The organism is Burkholderia sp. BCC1993 (genome assembly GCF_905339865.1).
In the GTDB taxonomy this organism is placed as follows: Bacteria; Pseudomonadota; Gammaproteobacteria; order Burkholderiales; family Burkholderiaceae; genus Burkholderia.
In genome coordinates, this window is sequence record NZ_CAJPGZ010000001.1 from 197,371 (window position 1) to 217,568 (window position 20,198).

Annotated in this window: 20 protein-coding genes; 13 read left to right on the forward strand and 7 right to left on the reverse strand. The window is 68.4% G+C overall.

Translation table 11 applies throughout. The features are described from left to right. Positions 1-2 precede the first annotated feature (2 nt). Both U4Y91_RS00900 and U4Y91_RS00905 read right to left on the reverse strand, forming a co-directional pair. Positions 3-1,844, reverse strand: a complete 1,842-nt coding sequence (locus U4Y91_RS00900; RefSeq protein WP_321802611.1) for an Hsp70 family protein — start codon at positions 1,842-1,844, stop codon at positions 3-5. Then, positions 1,841-2,431 carry a DUF2760 domain-containing protein gene (locus U4Y91_RS00905; protein ID WP_124521975.1) on the reverse strand — a complete coding sequence of 197 codons (591 nt, stop codon included), beginning with the start codon at positions 2,429-2,431 and terminating at the stop codon, positions 1,841-1,843. The genes U4Y91_RS00900 and U4Y91_RS00905 overlap by 4 nt, the downstream gene beginning before the upstream one ends. Positions 2,432-2,855: 424 nt before the next feature. Here U4Y91_RS00905 and U4Y91_RS00910 point away from each other — a divergent pair, with 424 nt between their 5' ends. From U4Y91_RS00910 to U4Y91_RS00925, 4 genes are all read left to right on the forward strand, one after another. Continuing rightward, positions 2,856-3,782 (forward strand): LysR family transcriptional regulator, encoded by a 927-nt coding sequence (locus U4Y91_RS00910; protein ID WP_321802612.1) that lies wholly within the window; start codon positions 2,856-2,858, stop codon positions 3,780-3,782. 113 nt (positions 3,783-3,895) lie between these two features. Further along, on the forward strand, positions 3,896-5,029 hold the full coding sequence (locus U4Y91_RS00915) for a DSD1 family PLP-dependent enzyme (protein WP_321802613.1): 1,134 nt from the start codon (positions 3,896-3,898) through the stop codon (positions 5,027-5,029). Positions 5,030-5,189: 160 nt separating this feature from the next. Further along, complete coding sequence (locus U4Y91_RS00920) at positions 5,190-6,161, forward strand: ornithine cyclodeaminase family protein (RefSeq protein WP_321803142.1); 972 nt, start codon at positions 5,190-5,192, stop codon at positions 6,159-6,161. A 29-nt stretch (positions 6,162-6,190) separates the two neighbouring features. Next, a complete protein-coding gene (locus U4Y91_RS00925; RefSeq protein WP_321802615.1) occupies positions 6,191-6,913 on the forward strand; it encodes an HAD-IA family hydrolase in 723 nt (240 codons plus the stop codon). 72 nt (positions 6,914-6,985) lie between these two features. On the opposite strand, the gene U4Y91_RS00930 is transcribed toward U4Y91_RS00925, so the two are convergent. Next, positions 6,986-7,603: a glutathione S-transferase family protein gene (locus U4Y91_RS00930; protein WP_321802617.1), complete on the reverse strand. Its 618-nt coding sequence runs from the start codon at positions 7,601-7,603 to the stop codon at positions 6,986-6,988. A gap of 130 nt (positions 7,604-7,733) precedes the next feature. Next, positions 7,734-8,102 (reverse strand): hypothetical protein, encoded by a 369-nt coding sequence (locus U4Y91_RS00935; RefSeq protein WP_321802619.1) that lies wholly within the window; start codon positions 8,100-8,102, stop codon positions 7,734-7,736. Positions 8,103-8,184: 82 nt separating this feature from the next. On the opposite strand from U4Y91_RS00935, the gene U4Y91_RS00940 reads away from it, so the two are divergent. Continuing rightward, complete coding sequence (locus U4Y91_RS00940; RefSeq protein WP_321802621.1) at positions 8,185-8,652, forward strand: MarR family transcriptional regulator; 468 nt, start codon at positions 8,185-8,187, stop codon at positions 8,650-8,652. An 18-nt stretch (positions 8,653-8,670) separates the two neighbouring features. Here U4Y91_RS00940 and U4Y91_RS00945 read toward each other — a convergent pair whose 3' ends face one another. Next, entirely contained in the window at positions 8,671-9,264 is a 594-nt protein-coding gene (locus tag U4Y91_RS00945; RefSeq protein ID WP_321802622.1) for a TetR/AcrR family transcriptional regulator, read from the reverse strand. Positions 9,265-9,383: 119 nt separating this feature from the next. Between U4Y91_RS00945 and U4Y91_RS00950 the strand changes: the two genes are divergently transcribed. Together U4Y91_RS00950 and U4Y91_RS00955 are read left to right on the forward strand one after the other, a co-directional pair. Then, complete coding sequence (locus U4Y91_RS00950) at positions 9,384-10,439, forward strand: saccharopine dehydrogenase family protein (RefSeq protein WP_321802624.1); 1,056 nt, start codon at positions 9,384-9,386, stop codon at positions 10,437-10,439. Further along, the gene (locus U4Y91_RS00955; protein ID WP_321802626.1) at positions 10,426-11,193 is read left to right on the forward strand and encodes an isocitrate lyase/phosphoenolpyruvate mutase family protein; all 768 of its coding nucleotides are present in this window, start codon (positions 10,426-10,428) and stop codon (positions 11,191-11,193) included. The genes U4Y91_RS00950 and U4Y91_RS00955 overlap by 14 nt, the downstream gene beginning before the upstream one ends. 239 nt (positions 11,194-11,432) lie before the next feature. On the opposite strand, the gene U4Y91_RS00960 is transcribed toward U4Y91_RS00955, so the two are convergent. Next, positions 11,433-12,644 (reverse strand): MFS transporter, encoded by a 1,212-nt coding sequence (locus U4Y91_RS00960; protein ID WP_321802628.1) that lies wholly within the window; start codon positions 12,642-12,644, stop codon positions 11,433-11,435. A 70-nt stretch (positions 12,645-12,714) separates the two neighbouring features. On the opposite strand from U4Y91_RS00960, the gene U4Y91_RS00965 reads away from it, so the two are divergent. The 5 genes from U4Y91_RS00965 (at position 12,715) to U4Y91_RS00985 (ending at position 17,800) form a co-directional block, all read left to right on the forward strand. Then, positions 12,715-13,749: an AraC family transcriptional regulator gene (locus U4Y91_RS00965; RefSeq protein ID WP_321802630.1), complete on the forward strand. Its 1,035-nt coding sequence runs from the start codon at positions 12,715-12,717 to the stop codon at positions 13,747-13,749. A gap of 161 nt (positions 13,750-13,910) precedes the next feature. Continuing rightward, positions 13,911-15,263, forward strand: coding sequence for an MFS transporter (locus U4Y91_RS00970; protein WP_321802631.1), 1,353 nt, complete (start codon positions 13,911-13,913; stop codon positions 15,261-15,263). 26 nt (positions 15,264-15,289) lie between these two features. Continuing rightward, positions 15,290-15,937 carry an RraA family protein gene (locus tag U4Y91_RS00975; RefSeq protein WP_321802633.1) on the forward strand — a complete coding sequence of 216 codons (648 nt, stop codon included), beginning with the start codon at positions 15,290-15,292 and terminating at the stop codon, positions 15,935-15,937. An 89-nt stretch (positions 15,938-16,026) separates the two neighbouring features. Next, positions 16,027-16,821 carry a class II aldolase/adducin family protein gene (locus U4Y91_RS00980; RefSeq protein ID WP_321802634.1) on the forward strand — a complete coding sequence of 265 codons (795 nt, stop codon included), beginning with the start codon at positions 16,027-16,029 and terminating at the stop codon, positions 16,819-16,821. Positions 16,822-16,873: 52 nt separating this feature from the next. Beyond that, positions 16,874-17,800 (forward strand): glyoxylate/hydroxypyruvate reductase A, encoded by a 927-nt coding sequence (locus U4Y91_RS00985; RefSeq protein ID WP_321802636.1) that lies wholly within the window; start codon positions 16,874-16,876, stop codon positions 17,798-17,800. Positions 17,801-17,828: 28 nt separating this feature from the next. On the opposite strand, the gene U4Y91_RS00990 is transcribed toward U4Y91_RS00985, so the two are convergent. Further along, complete coding sequence (locus U4Y91_RS00990; protein WP_321802638.1) at positions 17,829-18,791, reverse strand: LysR family transcriptional regulator; 963 nt, start codon at positions 18,789-18,791, stop codon at positions 17,829-17,831. Between the two features lie 141 nt (positions 18,792-18,932). Here U4Y91_RS00990 and U4Y91_RS00995 point away from each other — a divergent pair, with 141 nt between their 5' ends. Beyond that, positions 18,933-20,162 (forward strand): Zn-dependent hydrolase, encoded by a 1,230-nt coding sequence (locus tag U4Y91_RS00995; RefSeq protein ID WP_321802639.1) that lies wholly within the window; start codon positions 18,933-18,935, stop codon positions 20,160-20,162. Positions 20,163-20,198 lie beyond the last annotated feature (36 nt).

Here is a 20,198-nt window from a genome sequence, read left to right on the forward strand (position 1 = left end):
GCTCAGGCGGCGCCGCGCACGTCGAACTCGACCTTCCAGCGCTCGTTCGTGCCGCTCGGGATCGCCTCGAGCTCGAGCGTGCCGGCTTCGGTCACGCGCGCATGCAGCTTCACCGGCACGACCTCGCCGACCGTGCGCCCTTCGGCGGGCAGCGTGGCCTGGATTTCCTCGAGTTCCTGCAGCTCTTCAGGCGACCAGTAGTCGAGCAGCGTGCCGACCTGGTCCTGGCGCCGCACCGACGACCCGAAGAAGCGGAACTGCACCGGTTCGCCGACGACGAGGCCGAACTCCTGCGGCGGCAACGCCGCATCCGAGCCTTCCTCCATCCCGAACGGCGCGACGCACAGCGCCTGCACCGGCGGCTCCAGCCCCGGCACCGCGGGCATTGCCGACTCGATCGCGACGTAGTACGCACGCGCCGTGCCGCCGCGAATGCGCACGCCGCGGCCGCGCTTCACGTAGCCGTAGTAAGCCGCGCCACGCGCGACCGCGAGGTCCAGATCCGCGCCTTCGAGCAAACGGGCCGGCGGCGCGCCTTCGGCGGCGAGCCAGCCGTTGAGCGTATCGAGCACGCGCTGCGTGAGCAGCGTCGACTTGAACACGCCGCCGTTGAACAGCACGGCGGTCGGATGCAGGAACGTCGCACCTTGCGGCAGCGTGCGCTGCACGCCTTCGAGCGCGTCGAGCGCCGCGACCTGGCGGCCGAGGAACGCCGCGAGGTGGCGCGTGATGCCCGCGTCCTGCGCATACGGCAGGCCGAGCTGCGTCAGGCCGACGCGCGCGCGGCTCACCGGACGCGCCGCCGCATCGACTTGCGGGAAGAAACCTTCGAGGATCGTCTGCGTGAGTTCCGCGCGCGTCAGCTCCGTGCGGATCGAGCCACCGATCAGCTTCGAGCCGCGGCTCGGCACGACGAGCGGCACCGCGTCGGTCGTCGGGTCGGACAGCAGCGTTTCCTTCGCCGAGCGGCACGCGTAGGTCAGCGCGCGCAATTGCCACGGATCGGCCTGCGTGCCCTGCTGCGCGAGCTTGCGCGCGACCACGTGCGCGAGCGCGAGGTCCATGTTGTCGCCGCCGAGCAGGATGTGCTCGCCGACCGCCACGCGATGCAGTTCGAGATTGCCGTCGCGCTCGACCACCGCGATCAGCGACAGGTCGGTGGTGCCGCCGCCGACGTCCACGCACAGGATCAGGTCGCCGACCTGCACCTGCTTGCGCCAGCCGCCTTCGCTCTTCTGGATCCAGCTGTAGAGCGCCGCTTGCGGCTCCTCGAGCAGCGTCATGCGCGAATAGCCGGCGGCACGCGCGGCTTCCGCCGTCAGCTCGCGCGCGGCCGGGTCGAACGACGCGGGGATCGTGACCGTCACGTCCTGGTCGGCGAACGGCGCGTCGGGATGCGCGTGGTCCCACGCTTCGCGCAGGTGCGTCAGGTAGCGGATCGAACTTTCCAGCGGCGACACGCGCGTCACTTCGGGCGGCGCATCGCTCGGCAGGATCGCCGCGCGGCGATCGACGCCCGGGTGGCACAGCCAGCTCTTCGCGCTCGACACGAGGCGGATCGGCGTGCCCGCGCCGCGGGTGCGCGCCATTTCGCCGACCGCGAAGCCGCGCGAGGCCGTCCACGGCAGCGTCAGGTCGCCCTGCGTCAGTTCGCTTTCATGCGGGAGATAGAGGAACGACGGCAGCAGGTCGCGCGACTCCAGCGCGCCGGGCGCGGTCAGCTGCGCGATCGGCAGCACCTGCTGCGTGATTTTTTCACCGTCGCTCGCGGCGCTGTCGACGTACGACAGCGCGCAGTGGGTCGTACCGAGGTCGATACCGATCGAATAGCGCGGATCGTTCACAGTTCCACCTCCGCCGGTGCGACCACCGAGGCGTCGTGGCTGCCGGTCAGCTTCGGCAGGCGCACGTCGGCCACGCGCCAGCCGCGATGGCTGACCGTGCCCGTGAACGGCGCGGCGCCGACCACGTTACCCGTCACGCGCACGGCCGTCGCGTCGAAGCCGGCCGGCAGCGTCACGCGGCTGCCTTCGGCTTCGTCGCGCACCGGCACGATCGTGAAATGCTCGCGCAGCGCGGCGCGGCAGCCGTCGTGCACGAGGCGTGCGGCGGCGCCGATGTCGGCGTCCGCGTAGCCGGCGATGTCTTCCTCGACGAAGTCGATGAAGCGCGCATCGCGCTGCAGCAGGCCGAGCAGTTGCAGCGCGGCTTGCGGGCTCGCTTCGCGCAGCTCGGGGGCCGGCGCCTTCACGGGCGCGGGCGCCGGGGCTGCCGCGGGGGCCGGTGCAACCGGCGCCGGCGCGACCGGTGCCGGGGCGCCATCGCGCACGCGCAGCACGCCGGCCGCGAACTCGCGGTTGCCGATCACGGAAAAGAACGTGCCGACGGCCAGCGACAGCCGGCCGAAGAAGGACAGGTTGGATTCGGGCATGGGGTCTGGACTCCTGTGGGCTCGCGACACGGCGAGCAGCTTGCCTGGGCGCCCGGCGACGGCGTGCGATGGCGCACTGCCGCCGCCCGGCGCGTGATTCGGGCGCGCCCTCTCGGGTGCGGAAAACCCGTATTTTGCCCTGTGGCGGGCAAACCGGGCAGAAGTTGGGGGACAGAACACAACGGCGCGCGGGTTTTGCACGGCGCCGGATTGCATCGGACTGCCGGCTATCGGGTGTCGGCCGCGATGTTGCGGCGCGTCAGCGCGGCTTGCGGCGGCGTGCCGCCTTCGCCCGAAATTGCGCGAATTCGGGCGCGCGGCGTGAAACGCATGAACCCGCATGGGGACCGCGGCGGCGTAACGCTACATGCTTCATGCAATGTGATGTTTAATGCCCGGCAACGCCAGCATTAAAGGACACGCAATGCTCGACCTCGACGACCTTCGACTCGTGCGCGCGATCGGCGCGTCGCGTTCATTGGCATCCGCCGCGCGCCTGCTCGACCTCACCCCGCCCGCGGTCACGATCCGCCTGCAGCGGATGGAGGCGCGGCTGGACGTCCGGCTCGCCGTGCGGCAGCCGAAAGGGATCGAGCTGACCGACGAAGGTCAGCGGCTTTATCAGGAAGCCGTGGAGATTCTCGAGCGCGTGGACGCGCTGCCGGGCAACATCGCGGGCGATCACGGCGACGTGCAGGGCACGCTGCGCGTCGTCGCGCCGTTCGGCTTCGGACGCAAGTACGTCGCGCGGATCGTGCGCGACGTGCAACGCGCGCATCCGAAGCTCGAAATCTCGCTGCACCTGTCGGAGAGTCCGCTGACCAGCGCGTCGGGGGCCGACGTGGTCATCCATGTCGGCAGCCTGAAGTCGTCGTCGTGGGTCGGCTATCCGCTCGCGCCCAACGAGCGCTTCCTGTGCGCGAGCCCCGGTTACGCGCGGCGCATCAAGCAACTGGACCATCCGTCCGACCTCGCCCGCTACGACTGCCTGTGCCTGCGCGAGAACGACGAGGACGTGCCGCGCTGGCGCTTCTCGCAAGCCGGCGACGGCAAGGGCGAATCCAGACGATCGGCGATGATTCGCGTCACGGGCGCGCTGTCGTCGAACGACGGCACCGTCATCACCGACTGGGCACTGGCCGGGCTCGGCATCGTCGAGCGCTCCGAGTGGGACGTCGCGCCGTTGCTCGCGAGCGGCAAACTGGTCAGGTTGCTGCCCGACTGGCATCTGCCGCCCGCGCCCGTGACCGCGCTGCTGCCGTCGCGCACGGGCCGCTCCGCACGGCAACGCGTTTTCCTCGAAGCCGCGGCGCAATTTCTCGATCCGCCGCCGTGGCGCGGCAAGGCATGAGCGCGGTCCCGGGATTAAATGCTGCTTAATGCTCGATTTGGCAAACGTTAAACACGCTGCGCGCCAAACGCTCTACTGTGTTCGCTGTCGGCAACCCACCGAGGCAACGCATCATGGGCATTCCCCTCCTTCTCAACACCCCCGCCGCATTGATCGACATCGGTCGCATGCGTGACAACATCGCGCGCATGCAGGCGCATCTGGACGCGCTCGGCGTCCGGTTCCGGCCGCACGTGAAGACTACCAAGTGCCAGCACGTCGTCGACGCGCAGGTTGCGGCCGGCGCGCAAGGCATCACGGTGTCGACGCTGAAGGAAGCCGAACGGTTCTTCGCGGGCGGCGTGCGCGACATCGTCTACGCGGTCGGCATGATTCCCGCGAAGCTCGGCCAGGCGCTCGCGCTGCGCCGGCAGGGCTGCGACCTGAAGATCGTCGCCGACAGCCTGCAGGCCGCGCACGCGATCGCCGAATTCGGGCGCGCGCACGGCGAGCGCTTCGACGTCTGGATCGAGGTCGATGTCGACGGCCATCGCTCGGGGATCGCCCCCGACGACGACCTGCTGATCGACGTCGGCCGCGCGCTGGTCGACGGCGGCATGACGCTCGGCGGCGTGCTCGCGCATGCCGGCTCCAGCTACGACTGCGACACCCGCGACGCGCTGGTCGCGATCGCCGAACAGGAGCGCAGCCGGACCGTGCACGCCGCGGAGCGCCTCAGGGCCGCCGGGCTGCCCTGCCCGGTCGTCAGCATCGGTTCGACGCCGACCGCGCTGTCCGCGGCGCGCCTCGACGGCGTGACCGAAGTCCGCGCGGGCGTGTACGTGCTGTTCGACCTCGTGATGCACAACGTCGGCGTGTGCGCGCTGTCCGACATCGCGCTGTCGGTGCTGACCACCGTCATCGGGCACCAGGAAGAAAAAGGCTGGGCCATCGTCGACGCGGGCTGGATGGCGATGAGCCGCGATCGCGGCACGCAGCGGCAGGCGCGGGATTTCGGCTACGGGCAGGTGTGTAGCGAAGACGGTGACGTGCTCGGCGAGTACCTGATGAGCGCGGCCAATCAGGAGCACGGCATCGTGTCCCGCATCGGGACGCCGGACACGGATATCGCGAAGCGGTTTCCGATCGGGACCCGTTTGCGGATCCTGCCGAACCACGCGTGCGCGACCGGCGCGCAACATCCGGAATACCACGCGCTGGGCGACGACGGCACCGTGCAGAACTGGCCGCGCTTCTACGGGTGGTAAGCACCTAGCATCGCGGCGCGGTGGCCGGTGCGGCGACGTGATACGCCGATATCCGGCGACGCAACCGGCCGCCGCCCGACCGCCCGACATTGACTATTTGTCCAAATCTATACAAACTATAAAACCGCGATTCACATTGCATCCGACAGGCTCGCCCACCATGCCGACAGACGCCCACCTCCTTCTTCTCGACCGGGATGTCGTCGAACCGGCCCTTCAAACCGATCACGTGATGGCGGCGGTCCGCGAAGCCTTCGTGCTGCACAGCCAACGCGCAGGACGCGTGTTCCCGGTCGTGCGCGAGAAGCTGCATACCGGCGGCGTGTTCGGCATCAAGTCGGGCGACGTCGCGAGCCAGGATCTGCTCGGCTTCAAGGCGGCCGGATTCTGGCCCGGCAATCGAAGCCGGGGCGGCGAGCCGCACCAGGCGACGATCGCGCTGTTCGATCCGGCCACCGGCCGGCCGATCTGCATCATGGACGGCAACGCGATCACCACCGCCCGGACCGGCGCGGCCGGCGGCCTGGGCCTGCAGGCGCTGGCCCGCCGCGACAGTACGCGCATCTGCGTGTTCGGCACCGGCGTGCAGGCGCGCGTCCAGCTCGACCATGCGCTCACGCTGCTGCCGCAACGGTGCACGGTGCAGTACGTGAACGCGCGCGGCGAAGCGGACGCGGTGTTCGAATCGGCATTCCGCGAACGCTGCGACATCCGCGTCGCACGAGACCGAAACGATGCGGTGGCCGACAGCGACGTGGTCATCACGGCAACGCCGGGCGGCGGCCCGCTGTTCGATGCGGACGCGGTTCAGCCCGGCACCCACCTGACCTGCGTCGGCGCGGACACCGCGGGCAAGCGCGAGCTTCCCGAAGGCGTGCTGCAGCGCGCGCGAATTTTCGTGGACGATCACGAGCAGGCGCGCGGCATCGGCGAGTGCCAATGGGCGCCCGATCTGCCGCGCACCGAAATCGGCGACGTGCTCGCCGGGACCGTGTCGGTCGATCGCTCGCCGGGCGAGATCACCGTATTCGACATGACGGGGCTCGCGCTGCAGGACCTGACCGTGGCGCGCTTCCTGTATCGGCAGGCCGTCGACAGCGGCACGGGACGCTCGATCCCGTGGCCGTGGTGAACGGCAACGGCGTGATATCTTCCATCGCCATGCGTCTATCCAAAGTTTCCGCCATCTCGTTCGATCTCGACGACACGCTATGGCCGTTCGGCCCTTCCGTCGCACGGGCCGAGGCGTCGCTGCATGCGTGGCTGATCGCGCACGCACCCAATACCGCGAGCGTGCTGCCTGCGTCGCAGACCCTGGCTCAACTGCGTGATGAATACGAACGCTCGCGGCCGGATCTCGTCAGCGACTATCGCGCGTTGCGCATCGGATCGATCCGGCTGGCGCTGGAGCGCGCGAACGAAGACGTCTCACTGACCGACCGCGCCTACGACGTGTTCTATTCGGCGCGAAACCAGGTCGAGTTCTTCGACGATGCATTGCCGGCGCTCGCGTGGTTGAGCGCGCGGTTTCCGCTGATCGCGGTGACGAACGGCAATGCGGATCTTCAACTGACCGGCGGCGGCGAGTTCTTCCGTGAAACGCTCAGCGCGCGTGCGTTCGGGTTCGCGAAGCCCGAGCCGGAAATCTTCCATGCGGCCGCCGCGACGCTCGGCGTGCCTGCGGCGGAACTGCTGCACGTCGGCGACGACTTTCACCTCGATATCGTCGGCGCGTTGAATGCGGGGCTTCAGGCAGCGTGGGTCGTACGTCACGCAGGGTCGCAAACGGAGCACGCTGCGCATCGTGCGCCGTCGCCGCATCTGACCGTTCGCGACTTGTCGGTGCTGTGTCGCGCGCTGGGTGCGCCTGACACGGTGTCGTAACCGCAAGCCCGCAAGCCCGCGAGATCGCGCGGCCGGGGTCGATCACGCCCGTCGACATGACCGACCGCCGCTTCACGCCGCCTTGCGTGCGTCCGCGATCCGTTGCGGCGCCTTCGGCCGCGCGTAAAGCCGCTCGAGATACGCACGCAATTGCGGGAACGGTTCGATCAGGTGGCATTCGCTCGCCCAGTCGATCAGGTAGACCGTCACGCAATCGGCCACCGTCAGCGTGTCGCCGACGATGAATTCGCGCCCTTCGAGATGCTTGTCGAGGATCGCGGCCATCGTCGCGAAATCCTCACGTGCCAGCTCGATATCGGCCGGCGAGCGCTTTTCCGGCGGATAGATGAACGAATGGCGCGTAATCCGCCACAGCGGCTGTTCAAGCTCCGTCACCGCGAACATGACCCATCGATAGGCCTGCGCGCGCAAATCGAGATCGACGGGCAGCAGCGCCTTCTCCGGGTACTTGTCCGCGAGATACAGCACGATCGCGGCCGACTCGGGAATCACGAGGTCGCCGTCCACCAGCACGGGCACCTTGCCGGCCGGATTGAGGCGCAGGAATTCGGGCCGCTTGTGCTCGCCTTTTAGCAGGTTGACCGACACGAACTCGAAATCCGCGTCCAGTTCCTTGAGCCCCCAGAGCGCGCGTTGCGTGCGCGTGCCGGCGAATCCGTAAAGCTTCATCGCAATGTCTCCATCGATAATGTCGGGAAAAATCGCCGCACGCAGGCGACGGCCAATCGGCCGCTTCGAATGCTTCGAACGCTTCGATCACTTCGGCCGCTTCGCCCACGCATGCAGCGCCTGTCGTCGTTCACATGCCGGGCACCGCGAGCACCGGCATCACGTCGATCGCATCGCCCGGGAACAGCGTGAAATGCGGATGGCCCTCGAACAGCGCGGCGGCCGCATCGTGCGATGCGGCGCGCACGACGGTGAAGCCGCTCATCGCATTGGCGGTGTCCGTCACGCCGCCCTTGCCGATCGTCTTGGTCTTGCCGAGCGGCCCGCCGAGCTCGACGATCGCGTCGCGATGCCGCTCGACCCACGCATGCCACGCGGCGATCCCTTCGCGCTCCCGCGTGCGCCGCTCGTCCTCCGGCAACACCATCCACGCCTTCATGCCCGGGCTATCCTTGCTGCCGAGGAATACCGCGAGATACAACTGCTGTTGAGCACTCATGCTTCCTCCGTCCGATGGCGGGCACGGCGGGCTGCCGCGCCTCGTCCTTGACACGATAGGTTGATATCAACACAATTGCAACATGGCACGCATAGAAAAGCTCCCTTTCGAAACGACGCTGATGGTGCGCGATTGCTGCCTGTGCCTGCACATGCAGCGCGCGGCGCGCAATCTCGCGCGCATCTTCGACGATGTGCTGCGTCCGCTGGATCTCACCAATGGCCAGTTCTCGCTGTTGATGTCGCTGAACCGGCCACAGCCGGCCGCGATGAAATCGGTCGCGTCATTGCTCGCGATGGATCGCACCACGCTGACCGCCGCACTCAAGCCGCTCGAGCGGCGCGGGCTGCTCACGATCACGCCGGATCCGGACGACAAGCGCAGCCGCCTGCTCGAACTCACGCCGGCCGGTCATCAATTGCTGGCCGAAGCGTTCCCGCTCTGGCAGCAGACCCATACCGAGATCGAACGGCCGTTCGCGCCGGAAGCGGTCGATGTGTTGCGCAGCCAGTTGCGCGCGCTATCGGAGGATCCGGCTACGCGCGGCTGAAGCGGCGCGTCACGTCATTCACTTCCGGCCCTTCTTCGGCATCAGCAGTTGCGCGAATTCCTGCAGGAAGCGCACGGGCCCGTGCGCACGCAGTGCCTGCCCGCTGCTGAGCGCGCCGTCGATGACGGTCGCGAGCCGCAGCGCGTAGGTTTCCGGTTCGTCGATCCGCATCGCGCCGGCCAGTTCCGCCAGCCGGCGCCGCAGTTCCTGCTTGTGCGCGACGGCGACCTTGCGGGCCGGATGATTGCCGTCCGCGTACTCGGCGGCGATGTTGATCTGCGGACAGCCGCGATAGCCGGGGCGCTCGATGCGCTCGCCGATCCATTGCAGTTGCGCATCGAGTTCCTCGCGCGGCGTGCGCCGGCACTGCGCGGCCACCGCGTCCCAGTGCGCCCAGAAATCCGCATCCTCGCGCAGCAGAAACGCCTCGATCAGGTCGTCCTTCGTCGCGAAGTGCCGGTACAGGCTCGTTTTGGCGACGCCCGCCTGTGCGACGATCAGGTCCACGCCGACCGCGCGCGTCCCTTCCCGATAGAACAGCGCGCTGGCCGTTTGCAGAATGCGCTCGCGTGTATCGGGCGCGCTCCCGTTCGTGTCTGTTCCCTTTTTCATCCAAGTCCGGCCGCCAAGGGCCGCCTGTCCCGCAAAAGTGCAGCCGATGATAGCACCCGAAGATTGACGGCGCTACAGGTCTGTACTATAAAACAAACCGGTCTGTATCGGAGTCGATCATGGACGGTCAAATGACGGTTGCGGTGTATGGCGCCACGGGTCACACCGGGCGGTTTGTCCTGGCCGAGCTGGAACGGCGCGGCTGCGATGCGATCCGTATCGGGCGCGATGCCGCGCGGCTCGCGCAGGGCGGCCACGACGCGGCGCCGTGGCGCGTCGCCCCGGTCGACGATCCGGCCGCGCTCGACATCGCGTTGCGCGGCGCGCACGCGGTGATCAACTGCGCGGGTCCGTACCTCGATACTGCGCTGCCGCTCGCCGATGCGGCGTTGCGAGCGCGCATCCCGTATCTCGACCTGACGGCCGAACAGCCGTCGGTCCAGGCGCTGACCGGCCAGCGCGATGCCCGGGCGCGCGCCGCCGGCGTGACGCTCGTGCCGGCCGCCGCGTTCTACGGCGGCCTGGCCGATCTGCTCGTCACCGCAGTCGTCGACCCGCGCGAGCCGATCGAACGCGTCGATGTCGCGACCGGCCTCGACAGCTGGCATCCGACGCGCGGCACGCGCGTGACCGGCGCGCGCAATCACGCGACCCGGCTGATTCAGCGGGACGGCAAGCCGACCGCGGTGCCGTCGACCGCGTGCGAACGCCGGTGGCCGTTTCCGTCGCCGTTCGGCGACGTCGACGTGACGCTGCTGCCGTTTTCGGAAGTGATGACACTCGCACGTCATCTGCGCATCGATACGATCGAGTCCTGGCTGGCGACGCTCGCGCTGCGCGACGTGCGCGATGCCGGCACGCCACCGCCGCAACCGGTCGACGCGTTCGGCCGCTCGGCGCAGCAATTCGCGATGGATGCCGTCGTCGTGCAGAACGGCACCACGCATCGCGCGACCGCGTCGGGACGCGACATCTATGCGGTCAGCGCACCGATCATCGTCGAGGCGACGGTTCGCTTGCTGGACGGCAGGACGCTGACGTCAGGCGGCGTACGCAGCCTCGGCGAACTGTTCGACGCGCGCGATTTTCTCGCGGCGCTCGACACGGTCGACGTCTCGTTCGACACCCTCACCGATTCGAATTTCACCAGAAGGAACGAGCATGAGCCGCAATAACAAGGAAAAAGCCGCGCATTTCCGATCGCTTCACCGCGCGGGCCAGCCGCTCGCGCTGTTCAACGTGTGGGACGCCGGCAGTGCACGCACGGTGGCCGACGCGGGCGGTGTCGCGCTGGCGACCGGCAGCTGGTCGGTCGCGGTCGCGAACGGTTTCGTCGACGGCGAGCAGATGCCGAAAGCACGCGTGATGGACGTGCTCGCGCGGATCGCGCAGGCGACCGACCTGCCCGTCACCGTCGATCTCGAAAGCGGGTATGGCGAGCGGCTGGAGGAACTCGCCGACACGATCGCGCGCAGCATCGAAGCCGGCGCGATCGGCTGCAATCTCGAGGACAGCTTTCCTGCGACGGGGGAACTGCGCACCGTCGACGATGCGGTCGCGCGTCTCGCGGCGGCCCGGCAGGCGGCCGACCGTGCGGATATCGGCTATTTCATCAACGCGCGCACCGACGTGTTCTTCAAGGCCGCGGCCGACACGCACGACGAACGGCTGCTCGACGACGTGCTGACCCGCGCACGCGCGTACGCGGCGGCCGGCGCCGACGGCCTGTTCGTGCCGGGCCTGAGGTCACCGGCGCTGATTCGCGCGCTGACGGCCGCGTCGCCGCTGCCCGTCAACATCATGCGCGTGTCGGAAACGCCGACGCTGGCCGAACTCGCCGACTACGGCGTCGCGCGCATCAGTCACGGGCCGTACCCTTACCTGCAGGCGATGAACGCGCTCGCGGCGGTGGTGAAGCAACGCGCGTAGCGGAGCCGGTTACATCCAATGTGATCGGCGCGCGGCGCGGCCCTCCGCGCGCTTCTTGTGTCGCGCCGCCATGCCGGCGGCGCACATCGCCCAGGCGGCGTCCTGTCCCGCTATCCGCTTGATGCGATCGACTCGGCCACGCCACGCCGCATGACCCGAGCCGGCTGTTGCGCGACTGGCACGACCTCGCCGCACAACTTGCCGATGCGCGATCGCGCGCATCGGCGTGCCGCAATCCGTCACTCGGCCAGCGCCGGCGCCACACCGACCCGCTTCGGCACGCCGGTCACGATCGTCGCGACCGCGACGGCCAGCACCGCGGCCGCACCCAGGAACACGCCGCCCGCGCCGTTCGCGTCGAACACGACGCCGCCGGCCGCCGCGCCCGTCGCGATCGCGAGCTGGATCGCCGCGACGATCAGTCCGCCCGCGCTCTCGGCTTCGTCGGGCACGGTGCGCGTGACCCACGTCGACCAGGCGACCGGCACGCCGCCGAACGCCATCCCCCACAACGCGACGAGCACCGCGTCGATCATCGGCGCGCGGCCGAGCGCGACGAGCGCGACGCCGAGCACGACCATCAGCGCGGGCATCCCGATCAGCATCGGCCGCAGCCGGTGCTCGAGCACGCGCCCGGCGAGCGACGTGCCGACGAAGTTCGCGATCCCGTAGCCGAGCAGGATCGCCGACAGCCCGTTCACGCCGACGCCCGCGACCTGTTCGAGGAACGGCCGCAGATACGTGAAGAACGCGAAATGCCCGGTGAACACGAGGATCGTCGCGAACATCCCGAGGCCGACGGTCGGCCGGCGCAGCACGTCGACGAGCGTGCGCAGCCGCGTGGTGCCGCTCGGCGGCATCGACGGCAGCGTCGTGACCTGCGACACGAACGCGAGCGCGCCGAGCCCGGCCGCGATCAGGAACACGTTGCGCCAGCCGATCAGGTGCCCGAAATAACTGCCCATCGGCGCGGACGCGATCGTCGCGACCGCCACGCCGCTGAAGATGATCGACAGCGCACGCGGCACCATCGCGGTCGGCACGAGCCGCATCGCGGTGGCCGTCGCCATCGTCCAGAAGCCGCCGAGCGCGACGCCGAGCACGACGCGGCCGATCAGCAGCGTCGTCAGGTCGGGCGCGAACGCGACCGCGAGATTGGACGCGACGAGCAGCACCGAGAACGCGAGCAGCACGCGCCGGCGGTCGATCGTGCGCGTCAGCGCCGAGATCAGCAGGCTCGTGACGAGCGCGACCGTCGCGGTGGCCGTGACGGCCTGGCCGGCCACGCCTTCGGTCACGCCGAGGCTGTCGGCCATCGGCGTGAGCAGGCTCGCGGGCAGGAATTCGGCGGTGACGAGGCCGAACACGCCGAGCGTCATCGCGAAGACGGCGCCCCAGGCCGGCTCGCGGGGGGCCGCCGTGGTGGCGGAGGAGGAGATACCGGGATTCATGCGTCGTTCCGAGTCGTCTAGGGAAAGTACTGATGACGGCGTATCGTAAGGAACGACAGCAGGACGGTCTATGACATACAATCCGTTCTTATTGATCGATCGTCCGAATCTCGCGATGTCCGAGCCCCTGCTTCCCCCCGTTCCCGACGTACACGACCTCGTCAGCGAGTTGCTGCTGGGAATGCGCCTGAGCGGCGTGCAGTACCGCCGGATCCAGGTGCCGCGGCCGTTCGGGCTGAGCTTCGGCCATGCGCCGGGCCGCGCGCAGTTCCATTTCGTCGGGCGCGGGCCCGTGCTGCTGCGCGACGCGGACGGCACGACGGTGCGGCTCGAGGCCGGCGACGCGATCCTGCTGCCGCACGGCCGCACGCATGCGCTGGTGTCCGATCCGGACGCGCCGTGCCGCGAGATCGGCGGGTTCGCGGCCGCGAAGATCTGCGACACGGTCGCGTCGGTGGGCGCGACGACGTGCGCCGCGACGGAGCCGGCCGCCGGCGATGCGCTGATCTTCAGCGCGTGCATGGAGCTCGATCTCGGCGGCATGCAGCCGCTCGTCGGGACGATGCCGGCATTCATGCACGTCGGCACGCTGCTCGCGCGCTACCCGGAAATCCGCCCGATGCTCGATGCGATGGAGCGCGAATCGTGCGCCGAGCGCGCGGGCTTCGCGGGCATCCTCGCGCGGCTCGCGGACGTGGTCGCCGCGTTCATCGTGCGCGGCTGGGTCGAATGCGGATGCGGCGACGCGACGGGCTGGGTGCAGGCGTTGCGCGAGCCGAAGCTCGGCCGCGCGATCGTCGCGCTGCATCGCGATCCGGGGCGCAACTGGAGCGTCGCGGAACTGGCCGCCGAAGCGGGCGTGTCGCGCTCGGTATTCGCCGAGCGCTTTCTCGCGGCCACCGGGATGACGCCGGTGCGTTACCTGACCGAGCTGCGGATGCGGCTCGCCGCGCAGTGGATCGCCCGCGAGGGCGAGACGATCGAAGCGGTGGCGTACCGGCTCGGCTACGGGTCGCTCGCCGCGTTCAGCCGCGCGTTCAAGCGCGTGGTCGGCAGGCCGCCGGGCGCGGTGCGTGCCGAAGGCGAGATAACCGGCCAGCATTGAAAGTTGTCGGCAACCGTCGCATGCATCATCAACGTCATTAATACAAAGAATCAAAAAACACACTTTTACTTATCGTTTTTGGCTTCCGATAAAGGCGCATCCGCCGCGCACGCCGCGCGGCCCGTCATCTCAACGCTGACCGCCCCACCTCGGAGAACGCCATGGCCACGGTTCGTCCCGCCGCCTCATCCCCCGCGCTTCAAGCAACCCCCAACGACCTGAAACGCATCGCCATCGCGAGCGTGATCGGCACGACGGTCGAATGGTATGACCTGTTCGTGTTCGCCACTGCGTCCGCGCTCGTCTTCAACAAAGTGTTCTTTCCGAGCTTCGTGCCGCTCGTCGGCACGCTGCTCGCGTTCGGCACCTTCGCATCCGCGTATCTCGCGCGCATCGTCGGTGCCGCGCTGTTCGGCCATTTCGGCGACCGGCTCGGACGCAAGTCGATGCTGCTGGTGTCACTGATCCTGATGGGCTGCGCGACGTTCGCGATCGGCCTGTTGCCGAGCTATGGCGCGATCGGCATCTGGGCGCCCGTGTCGCTGCTCGCGTTGCGCATCGTTCAGGGGCTCGCGCTCGGCGGCGAATGGGGCGGCGCGGTACTGATGGCCGTCGAGCACGCGCCTGCCGGCAAGCGCGGCCTGTTCGGATCGTGGGTGCAGACCGGCGTGCCCGCCGGCACGCTGATCGCGAATCTCGCGTTTCTCGTCAGCAGCGCGATGCTGTCACCCGAGTCGCTGCTTGCGTGGGGCTGGCGCATTCCGTTCCTCGCCAGCGCGCTGCTCGTCGGCGTCGGCCTGTATATCCGGTTGAACACGACCGAAACGCCGACCTTCGCGAAAGTCAAGGAAGCCGCGGCGCAAGTGAAGCTGCCGATCGCCGCAGTGCTCGGCCGCTACGGCAAGCAGGTCGTGCTCGGCGGCATCGCGACCATGTCGACCGGCACCGCATTCAACCTGATGGTCGCGTTCGGGCTCACCTACGGCACCCAGACGCTCGGCTATTCGCGCGGCGCGATGCTGTCGATCGCGTTGATCGCCTGCGCGCTCTGCATCGTGATGCTTCCGCTGTTCGGCCACCTGTCGGATCGTATCGGCCGCAAGCCCGTCATCATCGGCGGCATTCTCGCCGAGGCACTGTTCGCATTCCCGATGTTCTGGCTGCTCGACAGCCGAGAATTCTCGTTCGCGCTCGCGGGCTACTTGCTGATGATGACCGCGTTCGCGGCGAACTACGGGCCGATCGCAACCTTCCTCGCCGAGTTGTTCGGCACCGAAGTGCGCTATTCGGGGCTGTCGGTCAGCTACATGCTGTCGGGCCTGCTCGGCAGCGCGGCCACGCCGATCGTGACGACCGCGCTGCTCTCCGCGACCGGGCGCGGCTCGTCGGTCGCGTGGTACATGGTTGCTTCCGCGCTGGCCTCCGCGCTCGCGCTCCTGCTGCTCACCGAAACGCTGAAACGCGATTTGTCCGCGCCCGTGCACCGCGACGAACCAGTCGGCGGACGCGTATGAATCCGGCCAATCGAACGGTAAATCCCGTGACACGCTCCCTCGATCCCCTACTCGCCCGGCAACTGCGCGACGTGAGTCTCCCGACGCTCGGCCACTTTCTCGAAACAGGCTTCACCCACCCCGCGCTGCATGCGCTCGTCTCCAACGTGAAGCTGGTGGGCCGCGCCGTCACCCTGCAACTGCGCAGCCCCGACGCGATCGCGGTCAATCGCGCGCTGGCAACGCTCACGGCCGGCGACGTGCTCGTGATCGACATGAACGGCGACCACCTGCACGCGTGCGTCGGCGCGGTCACGGCGACGGCCGCGCAATGCGCGGGCGCGGCCGGCATCGTCGTCGACGGCGTCGTAACCGATCTGCGCGAACTTCGGCAGATCGGCCTGCCCGTCTTCGCGCGTGGCACGAGCGCACTGACGACCAAGCGCCTCGACGACGGCGCGAGCGCGTTCGGCGTGCCCGTACGATGCGGCGGCGTGACGGTCGCGTCGGACTCGATCGTGTTGGCCGACGACAACGGCGTGCTGTTCGCCGATGCGGCGACACTCGCCGCCGTCGTCGACACAGCGCTCGCATCGGACCGCGCGGAGCCGGCGCTGCTGGCCCGCCTGCGAGCCGGTGAACCGGTATCCGACGTGTTGTGCGTCGCCGAGCAACGCGAGCATTCGCCACGCTAATGATGCGCATTAGCACAATGAAATTGACGGGCCGCCCCACGCCGGCGAACACTACCCCGCCATCAACGCCTGAACATGGAGAGACACCGATGCGATCCTTCGAAGACGCACGCCTGCCCGCCGGCACGCACGACTGCCCGCCCGACGAATGGGCGATCCGCACCGACCTTGCGGCGCTGTACCGCCTCGTCGCACATTTCCGCATGACGGACATGATCGACACGCACATCTCGGCGCGCCTGCCCGGCGACACGCCGACTTTCCTGATCAATCGCTATGGCGTGCTGTTCCATGAAATGCGTGCGTCCGATCTCGTGAAGATCGATGCATACGGCAACGTGATCGACGCACGCGCGGCCGGCGATCCTACAAGGTTCCGCGTCAATGCGGCCGGCTTCACGATCCACTCGGCAATCCACGCCGCGCGGGACGACCTGCACTTCGTCGTGCATACGCACACGGCAGCGGGCATCGCCGTCTCCGCGCAAGAAAGCGGCCTGCTGCCGATCAGCCAGCATGCGCTGAAGTTCTACGAAAAGCTCGGTTACCACGACTATGAAGGCATTGCCCTCGACCTCGCCGAACGCGAACGGCTGGTGCACGACCTCGGTACCCACAAGGCGATGATCCTGCGCAATCACGGCCTGCTCGCGGGCGGATCGACGGCGGCCGAGGCATTCCACGAAATCTACTTTCTCGAACGCGCGTGCCAGGCGCAGGTGCAGGCGATGGCCGGCGGTACGAAGCTGATCGTGCCGCCGATCGACGTCTGCCGACGCACGGCCGCGCAATTCGCGCGCGACGATTCGGCCGACATCGCCGACACCGCATGGCGCGCGGCGCTGCGCCTGATCGACGATCCCGCGTCCGACTACCGCTGCTGAAACTGCCTCCGCATGTGCCGGCCATCAGGGCCGGTCTTCGATACAGATCCCGATGACTACAATCGCACTCCTTAGTAAAAGCTACGACATGTCGCATCTCGTCGCATCGATCCGGCGCGCCGCGCCGGCCTTCAACGTCGTGATGCACGGCGAGCCGGGCGCCGCCGACGCGGAAATCGCCGCGTGCTGGGATCCGCCGCACGGCGCGCTCGCCGCGATGCCGAACCTGCGCCTCGTCCACAGCATCGCGGCCGGTGTCGACAACATCCTCGCCGATCCCGCGCTGCCCGCACTGCCGCTGTGCCGCGTCGTCGATCCTCAGCATGCGCGCGGCATGAGCGAGTTCGTCACGTGGGGCGTGCTGCATTTCCACCGCCGGCTCGACCTTGCCATGCGCAACCAGCAGGCGACACGCTGGTTTCGCCCGGAACAGGCGCATCCATCGCAATGTACGGTCGGCATCATGGGACTCGGCGAGATCGGCAGCCGTGTCGCCGTCGATCTCCAGCAGCGCGGATACGCGGTGCGCGGCTGGGCACGCCAGCCGCGTGCGCTGCCCGGCGTCGAACTGTTCGAACACGACGACGGCCTGCACGCGTTTCTCGCCGGCACCGACATCCTCGTGTGCCTGTTGCCGCTGACCGACGAAACACGCGGCATCCTGAATGCGTCGACGTTCAACCGGCTGAAGCCGGGTGCGAAGCTGATCCACGTCGGTCGTGGCGAACATCTCGTCGTCGCCGATCTCGTCGCGGCACTCGAAGGCGGCCAACTCGGCGGCGCACTCGTCGACGTGTTCCCGGTCGAGCCGCTGCCCGCCGACGATCCGCTCTGGCATGCGCCGAACCTGATCGTCACGCCGCACATGGCGTCGGTCGCCAGCTCCGACACGATCGGTCAGCAGGTCGCGCAAAACGTGCAGCGGCTGCTGGACGGCGAGCCGCTGCGCAACGTGGTGGATGTCGCGCGCGGCTACTGAACGCCGGCCGCCGCCGGTCGCGCCCGCATCATGGCGCGGCCGGCGCATCGAGCGCTTCCTGCCGGTCGAGGAACGCATTCAGCGCGCCGACGAATGCGGACTCGGCAACATTGAGCTTGCGGTCCTGCGACGACAGGAAGTAGATGTCGACGTCGGCCACGCCTTCGTCGGGCGGCAGGCGCCAGAAGCGTCCGTGCTCGATGTCGCCGCGGACGATGTGCTCGGGCAGGCAGCCGATCCCGAGCCCCGCGAAGATGAAGCGCTTGACCTCGGCCATGCTCGACGACGACGCGAGCACTCGGCCGGTAAAGCCCATCTCGTCGCGAAAGATCGTCAGCGGAGACATGTGGTCACCGACCTTGTCGCCGGTAAACGACACGAACGGAAGGCCGGACAGGTCTGCCGTGCGTAAGTCGTCGCGCCCGAACAGCGGATGGTGACGCCCGCAGAACAGCGCGTAGTGCTGGCGCAGGAACACGCGCGCGTCGATGCGCTTCGGCAACGCGCGACGCGGCGACAGCCCGAGCGTCAGCGCCCGCTGCTGCAGGCTGTTGACGACGTCGGCGCTGCGCATCACCTGGCTTTCGAATTCGATGCGCGGATAGGTCCGATGAAACCCGGCGAGGAAATCGTCGTACGCGGGAAAGTCGATGCCGCTGACGATCCCGATGCGCACGGTGCCCGAGATGTCGTGATCGCGATCGACGTCGGCAAGCGACAGGCGCGAGATCGTGCCGTAGATGTCCTCGGCGATCTGCTGCACCTCGATGCCCGCCTGTGTGACCTCGATGCGCGGCCCGTGGCGATCGACGAGTCGCAGGCCGAGTTGCTCCTCGAGTCGCCGCAGCGCCTGGCTCACGGCCGGTTGCGTAAGGTGCAGGCGCATCGCCGCGCGACTCACGCTCTTTTCGCGAGCGATCGCGAGGAAGGTCCGCAGCAGGTTCCAGTCGAGGCGGTCGTTCAGGTAGGTATCGGGGCGGTCTTTGCTCATCGCAGGCCTCACAGCATCATCATTCGTGAAAATTATACTCAGGATAACGATTAAAAATTGGACTAATTGTTTTTGATTTTCGATAAAGACGACACGATGAACTCCGGCCACTCGGCGGCCGACCGATCAGGAACCTGGACGATGCTGAAAATCAATGCAGAGCGGCTCTGGCAAAGCCTCATGGACATGGCGCAAGTGGGCGCGACCGCGAAGGGCGGTGTACGGCGCCTCGCGCTGACCCGGGAAGACGCGGCCGGCCGGGCGCTGTTCGCGACGTGGTGCCGGGAAGCCGGGTTGTCGCTGTCTGTCGATCGCGTCGGCAACCTGTTCGCGCGACGGGCGGGCCGGCAAGCGGCTGCCGCGCCCGTCGCAAGCGGCAGCCACCTCGACACCCAGCCGGAGGGCGGGCGCTTCGACGGCGTCTATGGCGTGCTCGCCGCGCTCGAAGTCGTACGAACGCTGAACGACGCTGGCATCGACACTGAACGGCCGATCGAGATCGTCGTCTGGACCAACGAAGAAGGCGCGCGGTTCACGCCAGCGATGCTGGGCTCCGCCGCGTTCACCGGCGTGATGCCGGTCGACGCGGCACTCGCGTCGCGCGACGCCGCAGGCGAAAGTGTCGGCGATGCGCTCCGCGCGAGCGGCTATGCAGGCGAGCGCGCAGTGCCCGGCGACGTGTTCGACGCCTACTTCGAAGCGCATATCGAACAGGGGCCGGTGCTCGAGGAGGCTGGCGTGCCGATCGGCGTCGTCACGGGCGGCCAGGCAATCCGCTGGCTCGACGTGCGCGTCGCGGGGCAGGCCGCGCATGCCGGGACAACACCGATGCAGTACCGCAAAGACGCGCTGTTTGCCGCCGCCGACATGGCGGCCGAACTCGAGGCGATCGCTGCCGATTACTTTCCGCAGGGCCTGACGACGATCGGCGAATGGCAGATCCGGAACGCGTCGCGCAACACGATCGCGGGCGAGGTCGCGTTCACCGTCGACCTGCGTCATCCCGACGACGCGGCGATCGCCGGCATGGAGGCCACCGTGCGCGCGCGTTTCGGGACGATGGCCGCGCGCCGCGGCGTGACGGTCGAGATCGGGCAGCACTGGGTCAGCCCCGCGACGCCGTTCGATCCGGCCTGCGTCGACGCCGTTCAGAGCGCGGTCGACGCGCTCGATTATCCGAACCAGCGAATCATCAGCGGAGCGGGACACGACGCGATCCATCTCGCGAAATACTGTCCGACCGCGATGGTGTTCATTCCGTGCGTCGGCGGGTTGAGCCATAACGAGGCCGAGGATGCATTGCCGGCCGACGTCGCGCGCGGCACGGACGTGCTGTTGCACGCGATGCTCGCCCGCGCAGGGCACGCATGACCTGTGCCGCCCGCTTCCGTCCCCCGCAATCGCTCC

Coding starts and splice junctions, on each gene's coding strand:
- U4Y91_RS00945 (WP_321802622.1), bottom strand. CDS start 9,264: ATGAAAAAGGGAACAGACACGAACGGGAGCGCGCCCGATACACGCGAG.
- U4Y91_RS00920 (WP_321803142.1), top strand. CDS start 5,190: ATGCCGACAGACGCCCACCTCCTTCTTCTCGACCGGGATGTCGTCGAA.
- U4Y91_RS00940 (WP_321802621.1), top strand. CDS start 8,185: ATGGCACGCATAGAAAAGCTCCCTTTCGAAACGACGCTGATGGTGCGC.
- U4Y91_RS00930 (WP_321802617.1), bottom strand. CDS start 7,603: ATGAAGCTTTACGGATTCGCCGGCACGCGCACGCAACGCGCGCTCTGG.
- U4Y91_RS00950 (WP_321802624.1), top strand. CDS start 9,384: ATGGACGGTCAAATGACGGTTGCGGTGTATGGCGCCACGGGTCACACC.
- U4Y91_RS00925 (WP_321802615.1), top strand. CDS start 6,191: ATGCGTCTATCCAAAGTTTCCGCCATCTCGTTCGATCTCGACGACACG.
- U4Y91_RS00980 (WP_321802634.1), top strand. CDS start 16,027: ATGCGATCCTTCGAAGACGCACGCCTGCCCGCCGGCACGCACGACTGC.
- U4Y91_RS00995 (WP_321802639.1), top strand. CDS start 18,933: ATGCTGAAAATCAATGCAGAGCGGCTCTGGCAAAGCCTCATGGACATG.
- U4Y91_RS00955 (WP_321802626.1), top strand. CDS start 10,426: ATGAGCCGCAATAACAAGGAAAAAGCCGCGCATTTCCGATCGCTTCAC.
- U4Y91_RS00970 (WP_321802631.1), top strand. CDS start 13,911: ATGGCCACGGTTCGTCCCGCCGCCTCATCCCCCGCGCTTCAAGCAACC.
- U4Y91_RS00910 (WP_321802612.1), top strand. CDS start 2,856: ATGCTCGACCTCGACGACCTTCGACTCGTGCGCGCGATCGGCGCGTCG.
- U4Y91_RS00905 (WP_124521975.1), bottom strand. CDS start 2,431: ATGCCCGAATCCAACCTGTCCTTCTTCGGCCGGCTGTCGCTGGCCGTC.
- U4Y91_RS00960 (WP_321802628.1), bottom strand. CDS start 12,644: ATGAATCCCGGTATCTCCTCCTCCGCCACCACGGCGGCCCCCCGCGAG.
- U4Y91_RS00935 (WP_321802619.1), bottom strand. CDS start 8,102: ATGAGTGCTCAACAGCAGTTGTATCTCGCGGTATTCCTCGGCAGCAAG.
- U4Y91_RS00985 (WP_321802636.1), top strand. CDS start 16,874: ATGACTACAATCGCACTCCTTAGTAAAAGCTACGACATGTCGCATCTC.
- U4Y91_RS00915 (WP_321802613.1), top strand. CDS start 3,896: ATGGGCATTCCCCTCCTTCTCAACACCCCCGCCGCATTGATCGACATC.
- U4Y91_RS00965 (WP_321802630.1), top strand. CDS start 12,715: ATGACATACAATCCGTTCTTATTGATCGATCGTCCGAATCTCGCGATG.
- U4Y91_RS00990 (WP_321802638.1), bottom strand. CDS start 18,791: ATGAGCAAAGACCGCCCCGATACCTACCTGAACGACCGCCTCGACTGG.